The sequence below is a fragment of the Enterococcus sp. AZ191 genome, assembly GCF_051713845.1.
Taxonomy (GTDB): Bacteria; Bacillota; Bacilli; order Lactobacillales; family Enterococcaceae; genus Enterococcus_B; species Enterococcus_B durans.
Genome location: NZ_JBIOQS010000001.1, coordinates 1,825,578 through 1,842,623, shown reverse-complemented (window position 1 = coordinate 1,842,623; position 17,046 = coordinate 1,825,578). Strand labels below are relative to the sequence as shown.

General features: G+C 36.9%; 16 protein-coding genes and 1 pseudogene. 14 read left to right on the top strand and 3 right to left on the bottom strand.

The window, feature by feature from the left end; genetic code table 11:
• The first annotated feature begins 427 nt into the window (after nt 1-427).
• From IGI47_RS08910 to IGI47_RS08870, 9 genes are all read left to right on the top strand, one after another.
• Nucleotides 428-1,033 (top strand): carbohydrate-binding protein, encoded by a 606-nt coding sequence (locus IGI47_RS08910; protein WP_438783976.1) that lies wholly within the window; start codon nt 428-430, stop codon nt 1,031-1,033.
• Nucleotides 1,034-1,614: 581 nt separating this feature from the next.
• A complete protein-coding gene (locus tag IGI47_RS08905; RefSeq protein ID WP_081134527.1) occupies nt 1,615-2,781 on the top strand; it encodes an ABC transporter substrate-binding protein in 1,167 nt (388 codons plus the stop codon).
• A gap of 163 nt (nt 2,782-2,944) precedes the next feature.
• Nucleotides 2,945-3,823, top strand: a complete 879-nt coding sequence (locus IGI47_RS08900; protein ID WP_016176514.1) for a branched-chain amino acid ABC transporter permease — start codon at nt 2,945-2,947, stop codon at nt 3,821-3,823.
• 9 nt (nt 3,824-3,832) lie between these two features.
• Nucleotides 3,833-4,801: a branched-chain amino acid ABC transporter permease gene (locus tag IGI47_RS08895; protein ID WP_016176515.1), complete on the top strand. Its 969-nt coding sequence runs from the start codon at nt 3,833-3,835 to the stop codon at nt 4,799-4,801.
• Nucleotides 4,782-5,558 (top strand): ABC transporter ATP-binding protein, encoded by a 777-nt coding sequence (locus tag IGI47_RS08890; protein ID WP_081134526.1) that lies wholly within the window; start codon nt 4,782-4,784, stop codon nt 5,556-5,558. The genes IGI47_RS08895 and IGI47_RS08890 overlap by 20 nt, the downstream gene beginning before the upstream one ends.
• On the top strand, nt 5,558-6,262 hold the full coding sequence (locus IGI47_RS08885) for an ABC transporter ATP-binding protein (protein ID WP_438783975.1): 705 nt from the start codon (nt 5,558-5,560) through the stop codon (nt 6,260-6,262). Before IGI47_RS08890 ends, IGI47_RS08885 begins: the two co-directional genes overlap by 1 nt.
• 3 nt (nt 6,263-6,265) lie before the next feature.
• Nucleotides 6,266-6,919, top strand: coding sequence for a CBS and ACT domain-containing protein (locus IGI47_RS08880; protein ID WP_311930987.1), 654 nt, complete (start codon nt 6,266-6,268; stop codon nt 6,917-6,919).
• Between the two features lie 216 nt (nt 6,920-7,135).
• On the top strand, nt 7,136-7,264 hold the full coding sequence (locus IGI47_RS08875) for a hypothetical protein (protein ID WP_005879939.1): 129 nt from the start codon (nt 7,136-7,138) through the stop codon (nt 7,262-7,264).
• A 1,150-nt stretch (nt 7,265-8,414) separates the two neighbouring features.
• Complete coding sequence (locus IGI47_RS08870; RefSeq protein WP_438783974.1) at nt 8,415-9,245, top strand: helix-turn-helix domain-containing protein; 831 nt, start codon at nt 8,415-8,417, stop codon at nt 9,243-9,245.
• 22 nt (nt 9,246-9,267) lie between these two features.
• Here IGI47_RS08870 and IGI47_RS08865 read toward each other — a convergent pair whose 3' ends face one another.
• A complete protein-coding gene (locus IGI47_RS08865) occupies nt 9,268-9,996 on the bottom strand; it encodes a hypothetical protein (RefSeq protein ID WP_438783973.1) in 729 nt (242 codons plus the stop codon).
• A gap of 231 nt (nt 9,997-10,227) precedes the next feature.
• Between IGI47_RS08865 and IGI47_RS08860 the strand changes: the two genes are divergently transcribed.
• Entirely contained in the window at nt 10,228-10,497 is a 270-nt protein-coding gene (locus IGI47_RS08860; protein WP_311930990.1) for a hypothetical protein, read from the top strand.
• A 371-nt stretch (nt 10,498-10,868) separates the two neighbouring features.
• Here the strand turns inward: IGI47_RS08860 and IGI47_RS08855 are convergent, their stop codons facing one another.
• Nucleotides 10,869-12,299 (bottom strand): helix-turn-helix domain-containing protein, encoded by a 1,431-nt coding sequence (locus tag IGI47_RS08855; protein ID WP_438783972.1) that lies wholly within the window; start codon nt 12,297-12,299, stop codon nt 10,869-10,871.
• Nucleotides 12,300-12,483: 184 nt separating this feature from the next.
• Between IGI47_RS08855 and IGI47_RS08850 the strand changes: the two genes are divergently transcribed.
• Complete coding sequence (locus IGI47_RS08850) at nt 12,484-15,294, top strand: bacterial Ig-like domain-containing protein (protein WP_438783971.1); 2,811 nt, start codon at nt 12,484-12,486, stop codon at nt 15,292-15,294.
• Nucleotides 15,295-15,353: 59 nt separating this feature from the next.
• Here the strand turns inward: IGI47_RS08850 and IGI47_RS08845 are convergent.
• Nucleotides 15,354-15,476, bottom strand: a pseudogene (locus IGI47_RS08845) (DUF3788 family protein); the annotation flags it as partial.
• Nucleotides 15,477-15,508: 32 nt separating this feature from the next.
• On the opposite strand from IGI47_RS08845, the gene IGI47_RS08840 reads away from it, so the two are divergent.
• From IGI47_RS08840 to IGI47_RS08830, 3 genes are read left to right on the top strand one after another with little or no spacing between them, the layout of a single operon-like run.
• The gene (locus tag IGI47_RS08840; protein WP_438783970.1) at nt 15,509-16,015 is read left to right on the top strand and encodes a hypothetical protein; all 507 of its coding nucleotides are present in this window, start codon (nt 15,509-15,511) and stop codon (nt 16,013-16,015) included.
• Nucleotides 16,016-16,027: 12 nt separating this feature from the next.
• Entirely contained in the window at nt 16,028-16,267 is a 240-nt protein-coding gene (locus IGI47_RS08835) for a hypothetical protein (protein ID WP_311930994.1), read from the top strand.
• Nucleotides 16,268-16,296: 29 nt separating this feature from the next.
• Nucleotides 16,297-17,022, top strand: a complete 726-nt coding sequence (locus tag IGI47_RS08830; protein WP_438783968.1) for a WD40/YVTN/BNR-like repeat-containing protein — start codon at nt 16,297-16,299, stop codon at nt 17,020-17,022.
• Nucleotides 17,023-17,046: the final 24 nt, after the last annotated feature.

Genomic DNA, 17,046 nt, shown 5'->3' with positions numbered 1-17,046 from the left:
TAAACTGTAGGATAGTAACTTTTAGTTACAGTTTATTTAATAATAGATGAAAAAATATTTTAGTCCTTTTCATTTTTATCATTTATTGGAGTGATAAGAAAAACAAGAGGTCTAGACAAAGCTAATTTTTAGTTTTGTCTAGACCTCTTATTCTTTTGGTGTAAGCAATAAATAATAACAAAGTAAATTAAAAACAACAAATATCATACATATACTATCATATAGGTATAATTTACCAGATATCAAAATTAGTAACGGTTTGAGCAGTATTTAGTATACGTATTACTTTCGAAATAGCATTATTATACTTCTTATTCTAATTATAAAATAACGTTTTTTAATTATTTTTGTAAAAAGTGTAGGAAAAGTATTTTCAAATCATATTATAATCAAATTGTAATAAAAACCAAAAAAACGGAGGAGAATGATGAAAAAGAAAAATTTATTAGTTTTAGGAATTGCACTTTGTATTTTCGGTGGGGCGATCCAGGGGTCAGCTCAGACGGTCATGCAAGAAGATAACATTCAAGAGGTAGCTACAAGCGTCAGAGAATGGAAAGTGGGTACAATTGAAAATCCAGAGTTATACAATTTGAATGAAATCGTTAGCTACAAGGGTAAGGAATATAAAGTAGTACAGACACATGAAAATACTGGCAACGCACAATGGAATCCAGAAGATGCGAAGGGATTGTTCATTGATGCAAGTGAAGAAACCAATATTTCGTTTGATGGCAAGTTATCGGTGGCTGTGAATAAAGATAACCGAACAGAAGTGTATTTTAGTATTCCGAGAAATAGTACTCAATTAAATGACAGTTATAGAGTTGAAATCAATAATAAATACTATTTTTCAGTGAATAAGCAAGTCAATTATTATTGTATTCTTTCCTTTATAGGTTCAATGAATGTTTATGGAAAAGCTGATAGAGAATTGAATGAAGGAGACATTGTCACACTGTGGTATCTTAGTGGACCTGAAGCGAAGAAAATCCAACAAATAAAAGTGGATGCCTCTATGCTACCTAAATAGAATCCTTCAACTAAAAAACTAAGACTGATCTTTCTAAAAAAATGAAAAAAGTGGTAACGCTTGCGTTGGATAAAAATGGGGATTAGTGTTGAAGGGATCATCGCGTATATAATATTTACTGCTAATTCAGCATGTGAACAGTATGATCGATGGGGCGTATAGCTTTGGCATCAATGGGGAAAAAATGTCAAAATGTTGACTTGTCAATGTCAAAGCGTAACTAACTGAGTTGAATAAAAAAAGTTAAGCAATAAAGAAATAAAAATAACTAATAAATAGTCCTTTCGTTGCTGTCTTTTAGAAAAGTAAGAGCAACATTCTCTTAAAGCTAATAGGAAATGAAGCTACATTAGTCATTCTTATTAGAATTAAATAAACATGAAAAAACCCCATTAAAATCTCGAAAAAGAATCAATTCTGATGGATACTCTGGTTGATTCTTTTTTATGGTTAACAAGGCGATGTAATATACAGAATAAATTGAATTCTCAAAATTTTCAGAAAATTCATTGACAACTGTTTTCTTTTTGAGTATATTTTAATACATATTCAGTTTTAACTTAATTAGGGGGGACACAAAAATGAAAAAAAGAATGATATTTTTAGTAGCAGCGGCTGCATTGGCACTTGCCGGCTGTGGAAGCGGGACTTCCGTAAAAAAAGAGGGGAACAGCGCGGATGCGAAGACCTTTAAGTTAGGTGTGAATCTGGAATTATCTGGAGCCGTAGCAGCATATGGAGATGTAGAATCAGACGGTATCAAACTGGCTGTTGATGAAATCAATAAAGATGGAGGGATTGACGGCAAGAAGATTGAAATCGTCGATAAAGACAATAAATCAGATAATGATGAAGCAGCTTCTGTTTCAGCTAACTTGGCAACGAATGAGAAAGTAGTAGCCCAGATCGGACCTGCGACTTCTGGTGCCTCTAAATCTTCATTGGCTAATCTAACAAAAGCAGGCGTTCCAATGATCACACCGTCAGGTACGGATGATTCGATCACAGTTGATGGGGATAAAGTTCAAAAATATGCTTTCCGTTCTTGTTTCCAAGATAGTTTCCAAGGAACGATCTTAGCACAATATGCTAGCAATAAACTAAATTCGAAAAAAGCAGTTATTCTAAGTGATAGTTCAAGTGATTATGCAAAAGGACTTTCAAAAGCATTCAAAGATGAATACAAAGGCCAAATCGTTGATGAAGAAAACTTTGTAGCAGGTGATAAAGACTTCCAAGCAATTTTGACAAATATCAAAGATAAAGATTTCGATGTTCTTTATATTCCAGCATATTATACAGAAGCAGGCTTGATAGTTAAACAAGCACGTGAAATGGGTATCAAACAAGCGATTGTCGGTGCAGACGGCTTTGGAGATGAAAAATTCGTCGAAACTGCAGGTGCAGCGAATGCATCGAACATTTATTACACAGCTCACTTTTCAACAAGTGCTCCTGCAAGTGACAAAGTCCCAGCCTTTGTTGATGCTTTCCAAAAGAAATACAATACGGCACCTTCTCAATTTGCCGCATTAGCATATGATGCTGTTTATATGGTTAAACAAGCAGCAGAAAAAGAAGGAACTGATTCCGCTTCTATCCAAAAAGGTCTAGCGAATTTGAAAGACTTTAAAGGCGTAACAGGGTCGATCTCTATTGATAAAAATCATAACCCTGAAAAATCTGCTGTTGTTCTTGGCTTGACGAACGGAAAAGAAAGTTCAGCTGATGCAGTAAACCCAGAATAATGGAAGAAGGGCAGAGACAATGAAGGTTGTCTTGCCCTTTCTTTTTTGAAAAAAGCAACGGGTAGGGGATAAAAATCGTTCCATGATTTTTTTGTTTTATATGGATCTGGTACGAAAGCATGAGTTGTTTACTTTTTAAATAAATGATATTGGAAGTGAGTATATGGAAGTCATTCTTCAACAGTTAGTAAATGGCCTTTTTCTAGGAAGTATTTACGCCTTATTGGCACTAGGCTATACAATGGTTTATGGCATTATTGGCTTGATCAACTTTGCTCATGGTGAAGTATATATGATTGGAAGTTTCATTGGTTTTTACTTAATTAACCAATTACACTTGAACTTTTTTATCGCAATGATCATTTCAATGATCGGAGCGGCAATATTAGGGGTGGTAGTCGAATTTTTAGCTTATCGTCCTTTGAGAAAATCAACGAGGATCGCTGCATTGATTACAGCGATTGGTGTCTCGTATTTTCTTCAAAATATCATGATCTATTTCTTCGGTTCGAATAATCGGGCGTTTCCTCAAGTAATCAAAAGAGTCGAATATCATTTAGGATTCATCACGATCAGTAATATCCAATTGTTGATCTTAGCAATTGCCTTGATCTTGATGATTTTATTACAGTTGATCATCAAGAAGACAAAGATGGGGAAAGCAATGCGGGCAGTTAGTGTCGATAGTGATGCAGCCCAACTGATGGGGATCAATGTCAACCGTACGATTTCCTTTACTTTTGCATTAGGATCAGCTTTAGCCGCTGCAGCTGGTGTCTTGATCGGTCTTTATTACAATTCGATCGATCCGACGATGGGAACTGTGCCAGGGTTGAAAGCATTTGTCGCAGCAGTATTAGGTGGAATCGGTAGTATTCCAGGAGCGGCTCTAGGTGGCTTTTTAATTGGGATGATCGAAACGATTGCGAATGCACTTGGCTTATCAATGTATAAAGATGCTGTTGTGTATGCTGTACTGATTTTGATTTTACTGGTTCTCCCTGCAGGAATACTAGGGAAAAATGTTAAAGAGAAAGTGTAGGTGAACGCCATGAAAAAACGATTGAAACTCAATATTTTTTGGCTAGTTTTGTTGCTGGCTATATATGGCGTACTGTACGCCGCTTACAGCAGTGGGTTAGTCAATTTATTTATCGATAATATTATCGTAACGATCGGCATCAATATTATTTTAGCCGTTGGCTTGAATTTGGTTATTGGCTTTTCTGGTCAGTTCTCATTAGGCCACGCAGGATTTATGGCGATCGGCGCCTATTGTGGTTCGCTATTTGCGATGAACAATCCAACAATGGGTGGCTTCTTTACAGGAATAGTCGTAGGAATTTTATTATCTTCAGTGGTTGCACTTGTTGTAGGGATTCCAACATTACGACTAAAGGGAGATTATTTAGCGATTGCGACTTTAGGGGTTGCAGAAATCATTCGTATTGCGATCGTTAATATGGAAAGTATAACAAACGGACCTTCTGGACTATTCGGGATTCCGTCTTTCGTCAACTGGCCTTTAGTCTATGGATTTGTGATCGTTACAACGTTGATCACGGTTAACTATATCCATAGTGGTGCTGGTCGGGTAACAATGGGAATTCGTGATGATGAGATTGCTGCAGAATCTATGGGAGTCAACACAACAAAATACAAAGTTATCGCTTTTGTGATTGGTGCGGCAACTGCAAGTATCGCAGGTGCATTATCTGCAAGCTATATTGGATCGATTGCGCCAAAAAACTTTGCGTTTCAAAAGTCCATCGATATCTTGATCATCGTGGTATTTGGTGGAATAGGCAGTGTGACAGGTTCAATCGTAGCCGCAATTGTTCTAGGTGTATTGAATATGTATCTACAGGATTTTGGTTCTTTGCGAATGATCATTTATTCTTTGGCGTTGATCATCATCATGATTTTCAAACCAGGTGGCTTGTTAGGAACTTGGGAATTGTCTGCTAAAAAAATTTTTAGAAAAAAAGGAGGATCAGTAAATGACGTTACTAAAGGTTGATCATCTTACTAAAAATTTTGGTGGCTTATCTGCGGTCTCAAATGTGAATCTTTCCTTAGAAAAAAATGAATTGGTCGGGCTGATTGGTCCTAATGGTGCAGGGAAAACGACGCTGTTCAATTTACTGACTGGTGTATATGAACCAAGTGAAGGAGAAATTCGTTTAGAAAAAGATGGAAAGTCGGAACTATTGAATAAATTAGCCCCTTATAAGATTGCTACATTGGGCCTCAGCCGAACATTTCAGAATATCCGACTTTTCAAAGAACTGACAGTTATGGACAATGTATTAATTGCGATGAATGCAAAAAATAAAGAGGGATTCCTTAGCAGTATCTTCCGCTTACCATCATTTTATAAACAGGAAGAAAAGATGGAAAGCAAAGCACGCCAACTGTTAGAAATATTCGATCTGGCTGAAAAAACTGAAACTTTAGCGAGTAACCTTCCTTATGGGGAACAACGACGATTAGAGATTGTCCGTGCATTAGCGACGGATCCGCAAATCCTCTTTTTAGATGAACCAGCAGCGGGGATGAATCCACAAGAAACTGCTGAATTGACAAAATTGATTCGAAAAATCCAAGAAGAATTCCATATCACGATTTTGCTGATCGAACATGATATGAGTTTAGTCATGGAAGTTTGTGAACGAATCTATGTACTCGAATACGGACAGATCATTGCTGAAGGACTTCCTGAAGAAATTAGGAGTAATCAACGAGTGATCGAAGCATATCTTGGAGGTGACCTATAATGTTGAAAGTAAATGATCTATCCGTCCATTATGGTGTGATCCAAGCAGTGAGAGGAATCAGTTTAGAAGTCAATGAAGGGGAAATCGTGACATTGATCGGCGCAAATGGAGCAGGAAAGACGACTGCTTTACGGACGATCTCAGGGCTCGTTAAGCCTTCAGCTGGAACGATCGAATTTGAAGGAAAGCCAATCCAAAAGGTCTCTCCACAAGAAATCGTGACCCACGGCATCTCGCAAGTACCAGAAGGGCGTCATGTGTTTCCAGGATTGTCTGTTCAAGAAAATTTAGAAATGGGTGCCTTTTTACGAAAAGATAATGAAGGAATCAAAAAAAGTTTTTCTGAAATCTACGAACGTTTTCCGATTCTAAAGGAACGTAAAATTCAGGATGCTTCCACTTTGTCGGGGGGAGAACAGCAAATGCTTGCGATGGGGCGTGCATTGATGTCTAAACCACGTCTATTGTTACTTGATGAGCCATCAATGGGGTTGGCACCGATTTTCATTAAAGAGATCTTCAATATCATCCAGGAAATCCAACAACAAGGAACCACCGTTTTATTGATTGAACAAAATGCAAAAATGGCTTTGTCAATTGCAGATCGCGGGTATGTAATTGAAACGGGGAAAATTGTTTTACAAGGAACTGGTGCGGAATTACTAGCGAGTGAAGAAGTGAAAAAAGCATATTTGGGAGGATAAAGGATGAGCGTAAAAGATTTTATGACGAAAGAGTTGGTCGTGGTAGCTCCTCAAACAAAAATATTTGATGCAGTTGATTTGATGAAAAAGTACGAGATCCATCGGTTACCTGTCGTTGAAAATAATAGTTTAATTGGCTTGATTACTGAAGGGACGATCCAAGCCGCAATGCCTTCACAAGCAACCAGTCTGAGTGTGTTTGAAATAAATTACCTATTAAATAAAACAACAGTCAATGATGTAATGATCCGTGACGTACAAACTATTGCACCGAATGATTTATTAGAAGATGCGATCTATCTGATGAGAAAGAAGAATGTTGGGGTCTTACCAGTCGTAGACATGAGAGAAAACTTGGTAGGAATCATCACAAATAATGATATATTTGACGCTTTTTTGAAAATCACCGGTTATACAGATGGAGGCACAAGAATCCAGCTTCGAATTGAAAAAGACCAACGAGGCGTATTAGCTGAAGTCTGCCAAGTGCTTTCATCCCATGGCTATAACATTGCAACAGTTGTAGTGAATCGTAATGAAACAGAAACGATCATCGAATTCCAAATCTCTACACAAGAGGTTAAAGAGTTGAAAGAATTTTTGGAAGCAGAGGGCTATACTGTATTAGAAGCAATGCTGACAAACGTAAAAAAATAGGTATGTCGAAAGTCTAAGGATCTCTAAAGGTTAGATGAAAAATCTAATTTTTAGGGATCTTTTCGTTAAAGTAGGGTATATTTTAGAGAAATAGCTAATTTTCTTCTTGAAGACTACTAAAGAGGAAGTAATATTGGTATACTATATCAGTCTTCCTGTAATGGTTAGCGAAAAATAATGAAAATCAATAGGATAATCAAAAGAGGTGTAAAACCAGTGGATACAAAAGAAAAAATGCTTGAATTGATCAAAAAGAAACAAGGCGGGGGTCGTTCAAAAAAAATGCAAGAACCAAAAAATGATCGCAGTAATATGCGTAAAGGGCCAAAAATATATAACAAGTAGGTTTAAAGAAGAGAGTGGTTGAATGTCAAGAGTATGAAAAGATTCATGTGATTTTCAATGTTCTTGGATATTTTTACTTATTTTTTGAAACAACTAGTTATGTTGGAACGATTTGTGCAAGAGGATGAGATAAAGTGTGTTTTCTTTTATCTCACTCTTTTTTTGTACGTTTTGAAAGAGTGTGGGAGCAGAAGCAACTCCTTCTTAAATAAGCCGAAATTCACAAAAATTTGAACAGCAATTTTCGTGAATTTCTTCTTATTTCTCGGAGTTAAACACTTCTGTCCCAGCTTCATAAAAGTCTAACTTTTGGGGTCACTATAGGTTCCTTAGTGCTTTTTTATGTTTTAAAGGGAAGAAGTAATGTTAAGTGTTAAAATGAGTGTCAATTTATTTAAAAGCTCACGTCTTTAGTCACAAACACATTTTTAATAAAGTTTCTAGTTACGGTTGCATTAAGGGTAACTGAACTCACACCACTTAGACTTATATTTGTCATACTTGAAACGCTTGTTGTTGTAGGGCTATACAGCGTGTCATTTAACGTGTACTGAATGCGGTTAGTTAGGATCTGGAAGTCCATATTGTAGAGTTCCTGAAAATCCATATATTGAGTGCATGAATCCAGCATAGATAATTTCTTTGATTGCTCTAAATCCTACCACTTTCAGTTGTTTGATAATAAAAACATGCAGTCACACCTTATTCATTTGAAATTGATTGTAGCAATTGGTCTTTAGTCATGTTTTCTGATACTGTTACTTTATCAGAATTTAAATCAATTTCAGTTAGAAGCAAGTTCCGTATTTGTTAGTTCACTTGCTAAAGCCTAAACAACCTAAAAGAGAAGTACAAACTAGTGTTGAAGCGATAAAAGATTTTGTTTTCATCTTTTTCAGTTTCTTGGATTAAAAGTATATGTTATGTTGTCTGTGAGTGGTTCTTTAAAAGGTTCTACTGTGGTGGAATTAATTCCCAAATATCACCAATGTCGGTAACATTAGGCATGAAAAATTTTAGTTTCATAATTCTTCCTCCTTTTATATTTGTAAAACCAATATATTACTTACTAAATATTTTTTCTTTTTTATGTCTGGTATTTCGTCATAAAAAGGAATAAAATATCTACAAAATATCTACGGAGGCTTTTATGGATCATAATAATTTAATTAAAAAATTACGGTTAGAACGTGGCTTATCACAAGATCAATTAGCTAGAGGTATCTCTCAAAGAAGTACATTGTCTTCATTTGAAAACAAAGGGGCAAAAATTTCTTATAATACTCTTGTACAGTATCTCGACCGTATGAACGTAACTCTTGAGGAATATCAGTTCATGTTAGATGATGAAGATGTTAGCGAAAAAAGAAAAATTTCAAAACTATTTTTTAAAAATTTGAAAAAGAATTATTCTCCGGATTTTGAAAAATATTTACAGGAAAAGGCATACGAAACTGACAATTATTACTATGAAATATTAAGAGCCATGTATTTAATCATCATGAAGAGAATGGATATAAGCTTAGATATAGATTGTCACTCTGCTAAGCTAACCTTAACAAGGTACTTAGATTCGATTGCTAACTGGGGTAGATTTGAATTAACAATTTTTATAAATACCCTGTTTATCTATGATAATGACTATATTCAAACTCACTTCAATCGATCTGTAAAAAGAATGAAAGTATATGTTGATAATCTATACTTTAATAAAGATATGTTGTCCTTTCTAATCAACGGCACCCAGCTATTTTTTGAAAGAGGATCCAAGAGATTATTTTATCTTTTTCTTAAACAGCTTGGTTTTTTTGCGGATGAGCATTGTAGCACTGATGCCCATCTTGCTTATAAAGTATTCTCTTTTCTTTCATCACCAGAAGTTCACAATAATCAAAAAAAATACGAGCTTCTTTTATCCCTGGAGATACTAGGTAAAGAAAACTATGTAACATATATTGAAAGCAAACTAAAAGACGACTAAATTAATAGTCGCCATATTATTGTTACGTGAATTCAAGATAGCCATTGTTTGGAATCTTGTCTCGAGCGTCAATTGCTTTTGCAATAGCTGTACCAGGATCTAAGGCTGTTGCGACTACCTTGATGATTGTGTTAATACCTGTTATCTGTTTAACTCCCCAAACCGCTACGGCACCGATGATTTTCCGCTTAAGCAAATCCAAAGCCTTTTGAGTACCGTATTTCTTGATTAATGCTTTTACACCAGCACTTGCAACTCCACCTGTTACTAAGTTAATAGCTAAATTGAAAGCAGAGGCCGCAAAAGGTACGGAAATCCATCCATGTCCAGATCGCGTAAGGCTGATGGAGTTTAATTGTGAAATCAACTCTTGGGTCACTTTGTTAAAGTCTCCATGATTCTCTGAGTTAATATCATATAGGGAAAGCAATGCTTGATAATAAGCTTCCTTCTCGGCCTTTGTTTGCAATGGAACCTTTTCTGATTCATATCGTGCTGCTTGCTTAAAGTTGTCAAGTTGATCGGGGGAAAGTTGACTAATGTCCACAACTCCAAAGTTCTCTAAGTCAACTGTATCTAGGGAATCAATTCGTGATTCATCTACGTCTGGAACAGCTGAATTCACTGCTACAATTGAAGTTTCAGGGACAGTTGATCTTTCGGATGCGTGTACAACTTCAGTAAGTGGCACTATTATTGACAATCCAAGGACAGCGACAGATGTTAGTGCAAAAAATTTCGTTTTAAACATAAATATCACCTCTTATTTTTTGAGATAACAAATCAAGTCACCTCTTGTTGTCAATTATGAAGGTGAAAGTAATTTTTCCGGAATCTCTGGATATTTTTTCGTCATAATTATTGTAAAATGTCCTATCAAATCTATATGCTATGTGTTGGAATTCTCTTTATTGACGATTTGCCATACAAGAATGTAGATAACTTAAAAATTGAAGTATAATTAATCAATGGAGGTGTCAAAATGATTCAACTTGTATTAGATTTAATAAGAGAAGTATTATTCGGTACTACTCCAGAAGGTAGTTCTCGAAAACAGTTTAAGCGTGATTTTATTGTAAGAGGAATTTTCTACTCTTTGGCATTTATCATAGTTCTTCTTGGCATTATTAAGTTACCAGAAATGAGGTTGCTTTTGACAGGGGTTCTTTTAGTTATAATCGTGGGATTTGTCGTTACGACAATTTCATCATTAAGGAACAGAAATAGTACCAACTTCCACAATCCCAAGTAAGAAACTTTTTATTCAACTGAAAAAATGCTTCGCCACACTGCACGTACCCCAGAAAAGGATTCTGCCAGAAAGAGGTAATAGACTTGACCTCTCTAGTAGAATCCTTTTCTACATTTTAGGGCTTTTTGTCAAATGATGTTGGTAAAGAGAAAACTTAGAACAATTTGGAGAGGTTGGGACAGAAGTGTTTATTTCCGAAGGAGTTGCTTCTGCTCCCACCGTTTATTCGTTTTTTAAAGAATGAGACAAAAGTGTTTCTTACTTTTGTTCCAGCCTCTTTTTTTGAAATTCCCGAAAAAACTGACTTTTGGACGACGTTTATTCGAGAGTCTGTAGGAAAACTGATTTTTAGATTTGTCCCACACCCTTTTTTAGTTGAACGCACTCAGATTTAAAAGTAGTTGGTGAAGGTCCAACCACTCTTTTTCTTGTGGCAGAGAAGAAAGTGTAAAAACATGGCAATTGTTCCAATCACCCCAACGATGATTGCAGACGATCAATGACACGTCAGAGGGAAGTACCTTTCTATAAGTATGTGTGCCTGTTGCAAATAATGGCTGGATGGATCGAGGAATGATCTGTTCCACTAATTTCAGCAAGTAAGAGGAGAGGCCGGCATTACCATGAAAAGAAAAGAGCACTTTGATCCGAGTCGTGTCAACTGCCTTTAGTAAAGAATAATGGAACATAGTAAAGGACAAAGCAACATGTTCGGGATGAAGAATGGGGAAAAAATCCTGTACACTGGGTGTTTTTAAATAGATATACCAGTCTTCATAAAGTTTTTTTAAATGTAACGGCAAATCAAAGGAGACTTTTAAAGGGTTTTTTTGATAATGGCTAGAAACATGAGACAAAAGCCTTAGATTAACGGAAAAAGCATATAGTTCATCAGTATTTTCAACAGATGGAATCATTGGTAGAATAAACTGATGATATGTATCGTAGTGTTCACGGTCTTCAGGGTAGCAGAATTGGTCAGCTTCGCTTGAATAGACGACACAATTTAGAAAGACTATGTACAGCCAAATCAACTCCTCGTAAGGAATCGTCTGAGTTCTGAAAGTTGCTTTGAATAGGTACCTGACTCTTTTCTTGAACTGAGTGAAGCTTTCTCGAAAAATAATGTCTTCTTTTAATGCAAGGTCAAGTACAATGGGATATTTATGAGATAACCGTTTCGTTAAAATAATCAGCCAGAGCTGTGCTTTTAGTGGATCGATCGGTAGGCCGATAAGTGTTTGAACAGATTTCATAAAATTTGAATCAACAGGAGTGCCTTCTGCCATAAAATCAATATTGAAACTTTGATAAAAATCAAAAAGAAAGCAACGGATATCTGCCTCACTTCCTTGGATTTTCATTGATGATGTCCGCCATTGCAAGTGATAGATTTGTAGTTCTTTGTTCATTTGTTTGATGATTTTTCGAATGCGTGATTGCGATGAGTAAAGGGTGGCAGCTACTGATTGTAGTGAGCGTATCCGTCCACGGAAATACTGATCGATCAATTGAAAGACAGGCGTGTGTTTTGCTAGATCTAAAATGATGGTCTCGATTTTTGGAGAACGAGGTACCATAAGTTGGTAACCTATTCTTTTTTGAAATGTGATCGCCATTTCTTTTGGGAGAATCTGTCGTAAAGCTTCAATATCAGAGCGTAAAGTCGGTGACGATGTTTTTGTTACGTTGCTTAGTTCCTTCGATGTAGAAGGGTGGTCTTTCTTATTTAAATATTGAAGGATCAGTATCTGACGTTGGAATTGTTTGTTCTCCTGTAGTCTAAAAAATAAATTATCCATAGGGACCTCCTAGATCATGTAATCACTATATTTTTTAGTATATACGTATTTTTTTATTTATCTTTTTATTTTTTAGATGAAATTTTGTCCTTTTTTTTTCTTTGAAAGAAAAAAAGAGAAATCTTTTGTCGCAAATAAACAGTAAAATTAAAGTGCATGATTATGGATGAGGAGGAAAAGACCAATGTTCAGACAGAAATTTTTTAAAGTCTCGCTTGCTTTAATGCTTGCTGGCAACACTTTTATTTCTACAGCGGCGAATCATTACGCAGAAGAAGTTGCTGAACAAGAAATGAGCGTTCCACAAGATGAAGAGAAGAAAGATGATGGGAAGATAGATGATACAGTTATTTCATCTCCAGAAAATAATGAAGAACAACTACCTGAAAAAATACCTGAGGAAGCAACCACGACGCCATTGGAACCAGTTGAGCCTAGCGAAGAATCCCCTGTTGATGAGACGATAGATGTCCCTATTGCGGAACAGGTTACCGAATCATCCCCACCCGAAAATGTACTGATGAATGAGAAAGAAAAAACGGCAATAAACGAGCAAAAAGAAAAAGCGACGGAATTAACTGACATAGCAAAGGATACAGATTTAGCAAGCGGTACATATGGAACGAGTCCTTGGCGTATTGATGCGCAAGGGGTATTATACATAGACGGTGGCGAATTAGGTGAAGCTACAATGAGTGTCAGAACACCGTGGTATATTTATCGCTCTTCGATCACTAAGATTATTTTTACGGCACCTACGCTGGCAAATGCCCACTCTCTTGGCCTGTTTTTTGATATGAACAAAGTGACGATGATCGAGAATCTAGAGTATTTAGATACGAGTCATGTAGGGGATATGAGGTATTTCTTTTACTGGTGTTCTAAATTGACCAATCTGGATGTATCTGGGTTTGACACGACGAATGTGACAAATATGAGCTATATGTTCTATGGCTGTTCACAGCTTGTCTCACTGGATCTATCGACTTTCAACACAAGCAATGTGACACAGATGGGCAGTATTTTTTATGACTGCCATTCGCTCACTTCACTAAATGTATCTTCCTTTGATACGAGCGGAATGACGAATATGAGCTACATGTTTTACAACTGCTCAGAGCTCACTACACTGGATATCTCCAATTTTGATACGAGAAATGTCGATGACATGAGCCATATGTTCCGCAGTTGTAGTAAGCTGACCCAACTGGATGTGTCAGGACTTGATACACAACAAGTAACGGATATGTCATTTATGTTTTATGGGTGTTCAGGTCTAAAGGAATTGTCACTTCAGAATTTTGATACGTCAAAGGTTCTTTATATGCATTATATGTTTTATAACTGTGCAACGCTCACATCTTTACCTGTGGGAGGATTTGGCACGAGTCAAGTGACTTCAATGCGCTACATGTTTTATGGCTGTCACAACCTGACAGATGTGGATGTGTCTAATTTTGATACGCGTAATGTCACGACTATGAGCTATATGTTTTATGGATGTAGTGCTCTTGCAGCGGTAGATGTGTCTAATTTTGCCACACCAAAAATCAAGTTTATGAATTATATGTTCACAAATTGTTCAAAACTAAAAGTACTAGATATTTCCGCAGTATCTACAGGATCATTAGAGGAAATGAACCAGTCATTTTCGGGAATGTCACAATTATCGACCCTGACCCTTGGACCTAATTTTCAATTTCTGCCTGATGCCAATCTTCCGGCTATTCCTACAGTTGAACCCAATACAGGCTATTGGCAAAATGTCGGAGCAGGGACAGTAGCGATACCAAAAGGAGACCATGTCCTGACCTCGGATCAATTGATGGCTACTTATACTGGTACGATGGCGGACACCTATGTTTGGCAAAAAACGCTCAACCTAGAATCGATTTCTGTAAAAGATGCGACTCTCTATGTTAATGACTTATGGGACCCAGCAGACAACTTTATTTCTGCGACTGATAAAGACGGCAATGCGGTGGATTTTGATCCTAGCATGGTCACTGGAACAGTAGATACTTCTGTGGCGGGCATAACACCGATCACTTATACGAATGGAAGCGCAAGTCAAGTAAGCACTGTCACAGTGAAAGAAAATCTGGAAAGTATCGTCATCAGAAATTCAGTATTGTATGTAGGAGATAAGTGGGATCCGGCTGTAAATTTTGTTTCGGCAACAGACAAGGATGGGAATAGTCTTGCATTTGATCCTACTATGGTCACTGGCGATGTAAATGTTAAAATCCCTGGCAACTATCAGGTAACTTATACGAATGGAAGTGCGAGCCAGCTTGCAGAGGTTATTGTTAAGGAAAATAAAGAAACGATCGTAGTAAAAGATTTGACGATTTATGTAGGGGATACTTGGAACCCGGCGGATCAATTTATTTCAGCGACAGACAAGGCAGGGAGTCCGTTGTTCTTTATAAAAGATATGGTGAGTGGAGTAGTAGATAGTAAGAAAATCGGAACTTATAAAGTAGTGTTCAGAAATGGAAAAGCTGAACACCAGACAACAGTAACGGTCAAAGAAAACAAAGAAACGATCCATGCGAAGGATTCGACACTCAGCGTAGGAGATTCGTGGGATCCGCTCGATAATTTTCTTTCGGCAACAGACAAAGAAGGAAAAAGTGTCCCTTTTGAGATGAACATGGTTGACGGATCAGTCGACACGTCGAAAGTTGGGATTTATCCAGTCACTTACAAAAATGGTAGAAAATCTGTTTCAGTATTTATCCATGTCGTCAAGAAAGAAACCAATAGTAAACCTAAACCGCCTAATCAAAATAGTCAAACGCCAACAGACAACACGAACAATCAGCAGACCACAACGCCAAAAGCTACAACTAAGCCAGCAAGTTCTACTGCTAATGAAGGAAAAAGCCTTCCTAAAACAGGTGAACGTCATTCTTTTGCAACAGCTTTAGGGATTGGCATATTGGCTGTAGCGTTGACACTGATTTATAAAAAAAGACAAAAAAGTAAATAAACGGTAAATAGATTTTTAATAGACTAGAGCGTGGGACAAAAGTAAGAAACACTTTTGTCTCATACTTTAAAACGAATAAACGGTGGGAGCAGAAGCAACTCCTTCTTAAATAAGCCGAAATTCATAAAAATTTGAAAAGCAATTTTCGTTAATTTCTTCTTATTTCTCGGAGTTAAACACTTCTATCCCAGCCTCTTTTATGGACAATGAACTATTGATTATTGAATTACTTTCCACCAAACAAAAAATAATGATGATTATCAAGAAGCAAACGAGAAAAATGAGTGTAATGTTGGGGTTTTATTTTATCGGAGCACTGTTCTTTTTTTATGGACTTGCGGGAGTCGTCTATCAGTATCTACTAAATAGAGGGATTTCTTATTCTTCGATCGATCGTGTAACGAATCTCTATGGATTTTCCAAAGCATGTGGTTTTTTTGTCATGGTGATTTTGTTCTTATTGTTTTCTTTTTTATGGGGAAGATATCACTATATTTCACGACACTTTGACCAGTGGATCGAAAAACGAGTAGAAAATCATTTTTGTGCCAAAGCCCCTATGCAAGATCTTCCTTCTATTTTTTTGTTTGAAAAGAATGAACTGAAAACGGCTGTAGCAAAAAAGGACTGTTTTTTTCTTTCCAAAACGATTGATGATGTGTCATTGTTTTTGGGGATTTACAAGTGGTATGGCATGGATCGGTACGCTATTTTTATATAAACGGATGAAACGATGGAAACTGTTCCTGAAATAAGAACTGTGTTCAGTCGGCATTTTGCACTAGGAGCAGGGTTGTTGCTGTTAGGTCTAGGCGGGGCTTTTTTCTACGCATCCGAAGGTCCAATCAGTGGGATACATGGATCAACGATCGCTAAAGTCGCAGTGACACATTCTTCAGAACGGTCCGATGATGGGAATCTCTTGAAAGAAAAAAAGAAGTTCAATTGGTGGCAAGTTAAACGAATGACTTGAAGATTGATCAGGAGACGAAAAAATTATATATGACAACAGATCAAGGCAAACAGTGGCGATTTGTACCTCTCGCGCTTGACTGGGTCCGCTTCGGAGACTATACACTGACTTCTGGAACTATTCCAGTTGGTTACTGGATGGATAAAACATTTGACCTATCTCCTGTTTTTTCTTGGTTTCTCTATTCACCTGATCAGCAAGATGTATATATGCTGACTTCGACTGACGCTGGGAAGACTTGGGGAAAAAATCTAATTACGAATCATGGAGAACGTGTGAGGTATAGAAAAGCGACTTTTTTGAACGATGATCAAGGAATCGTCATGTTGCCTACTGACAATGGGATGTCTGCAGAAAGTTTAGAGCTCTATACAACAAACGATAAAGGAAAGTCTTGGACATCAACAGGGGGCACAGTGATCGATCAACCAATCCAAAATGTTAGTTTTGTAACAACTTCTCTCGGCTTTGTTTCTACCAGAGAAAAACTCTACTATACAGCAAATGGCGGAAGGTCGTTCAAAGAATCTATTGTGACCATTCCTGCGGATTATCAAACAGGAGGACTGGACTTGTTCCAATCGCCGAACGAGGTGACCCAAGTCAGCGCAAATAAGTTAGAAGCAAAATTTTATCTTCTGAAGGCAAATTCGATCGATATTGGGAAAATGTTTGCTTGTCTGTTTACCTCGACCGATAATGGCGAGACGTGGCAATTTGAACAGCAATTATCCCAAGTAGATATCAATGATTAGTGAACTAAATGGTGAGGCGCACCA

Coding starts and splice junctions, on each gene's coding strand:
- IGI47_RS08910 (WP_438783976.1), top strand. CDS start 428: ATGAAAAAGAAAAATTTATTAGTTTTAGGAATTGCACTTTGTATTTTC.
- IGI47_RS08905 (WP_081134527.1), top strand. CDS start 1,615: ATGAAAAAAAGAATGATATTTTTAGTAGCAGCGGCTGCATTGGCACTT.
- IGI47_RS08900 (WP_016176514.1), top strand. CDS start 2,945: ATGGAAGTCATTCTTCAACAGTTAGTAAATGGCCTTTTTCTAGGAAGT.
- IGI47_RS08895 (WP_016176515.1), top strand. CDS start 3,833: ATGAAAAAACGATTGAAACTCAATATTTTTTGGCTAGTTTTGTTGCTG.
- IGI47_RS08890 (WP_081134526.1), top strand. CDS start 4,782: ATGACGTTACTAAAGGTTGATCATCTTACTAAAAATTTTGGTGGCTTA.
- IGI47_RS08885 (WP_438783975.1), top strand. CDS start 5,558: ATGTTGAAAGTAAATGATCTATCCGTCCATTATGGTGTGATCCAAGCA.
- IGI47_RS08880 (WP_311930987.1), top strand. CDS start 6,266: ATGAGCGTAAAAGATTTTATGACGAAAGAGTTGGTCGTGGTAGCTCCT.
- IGI47_RS08870 (WP_438783974.1), top strand. CDS start 8,415: ATGGATCATAATAATTTAATTAAAAAATTACGGTTAGAACGTGGCTTA.
- IGI47_RS08865 (WP_438783973.1), bottom strand. CDS start 9,996: ATGTTTAAAACGAAATTTTTTGCACTAACATCTGTCGCTGTCCTTGGA.
- IGI47_RS08860 (WP_311930990.1), top strand. CDS start 10,228: ATGATTCAACTTGTATTAGATTTAATAAGAGAAGTATTATTCGGTACT.
- IGI47_RS08855 (WP_438783972.1), bottom strand. CDS start 12,299: ATGGATAATTTATTTTTTAGACTACAGGAGAACAAACAATTCCAACGT.
- IGI47_RS08850 (WP_438783971.1), top strand. CDS start 12,484: ATGTTCAGACAGAAATTTTTTAAAGTCTCGCTTGCTTTAATGCTTGCT.
- IGI47_RS08835 (WP_311930994.1), top strand. CDS start 16,028: ATGGAAACTGTTCCTGAAATAAGAACTGTGTTCAGTCGGCATTTTGCA.
- IGI47_RS08830 (WP_438783968.1), top strand. CDS start 16,297: ATGACAACAGATCAAGGCAAACAGTGGCGATTTGTACCTCTCGCGCTT.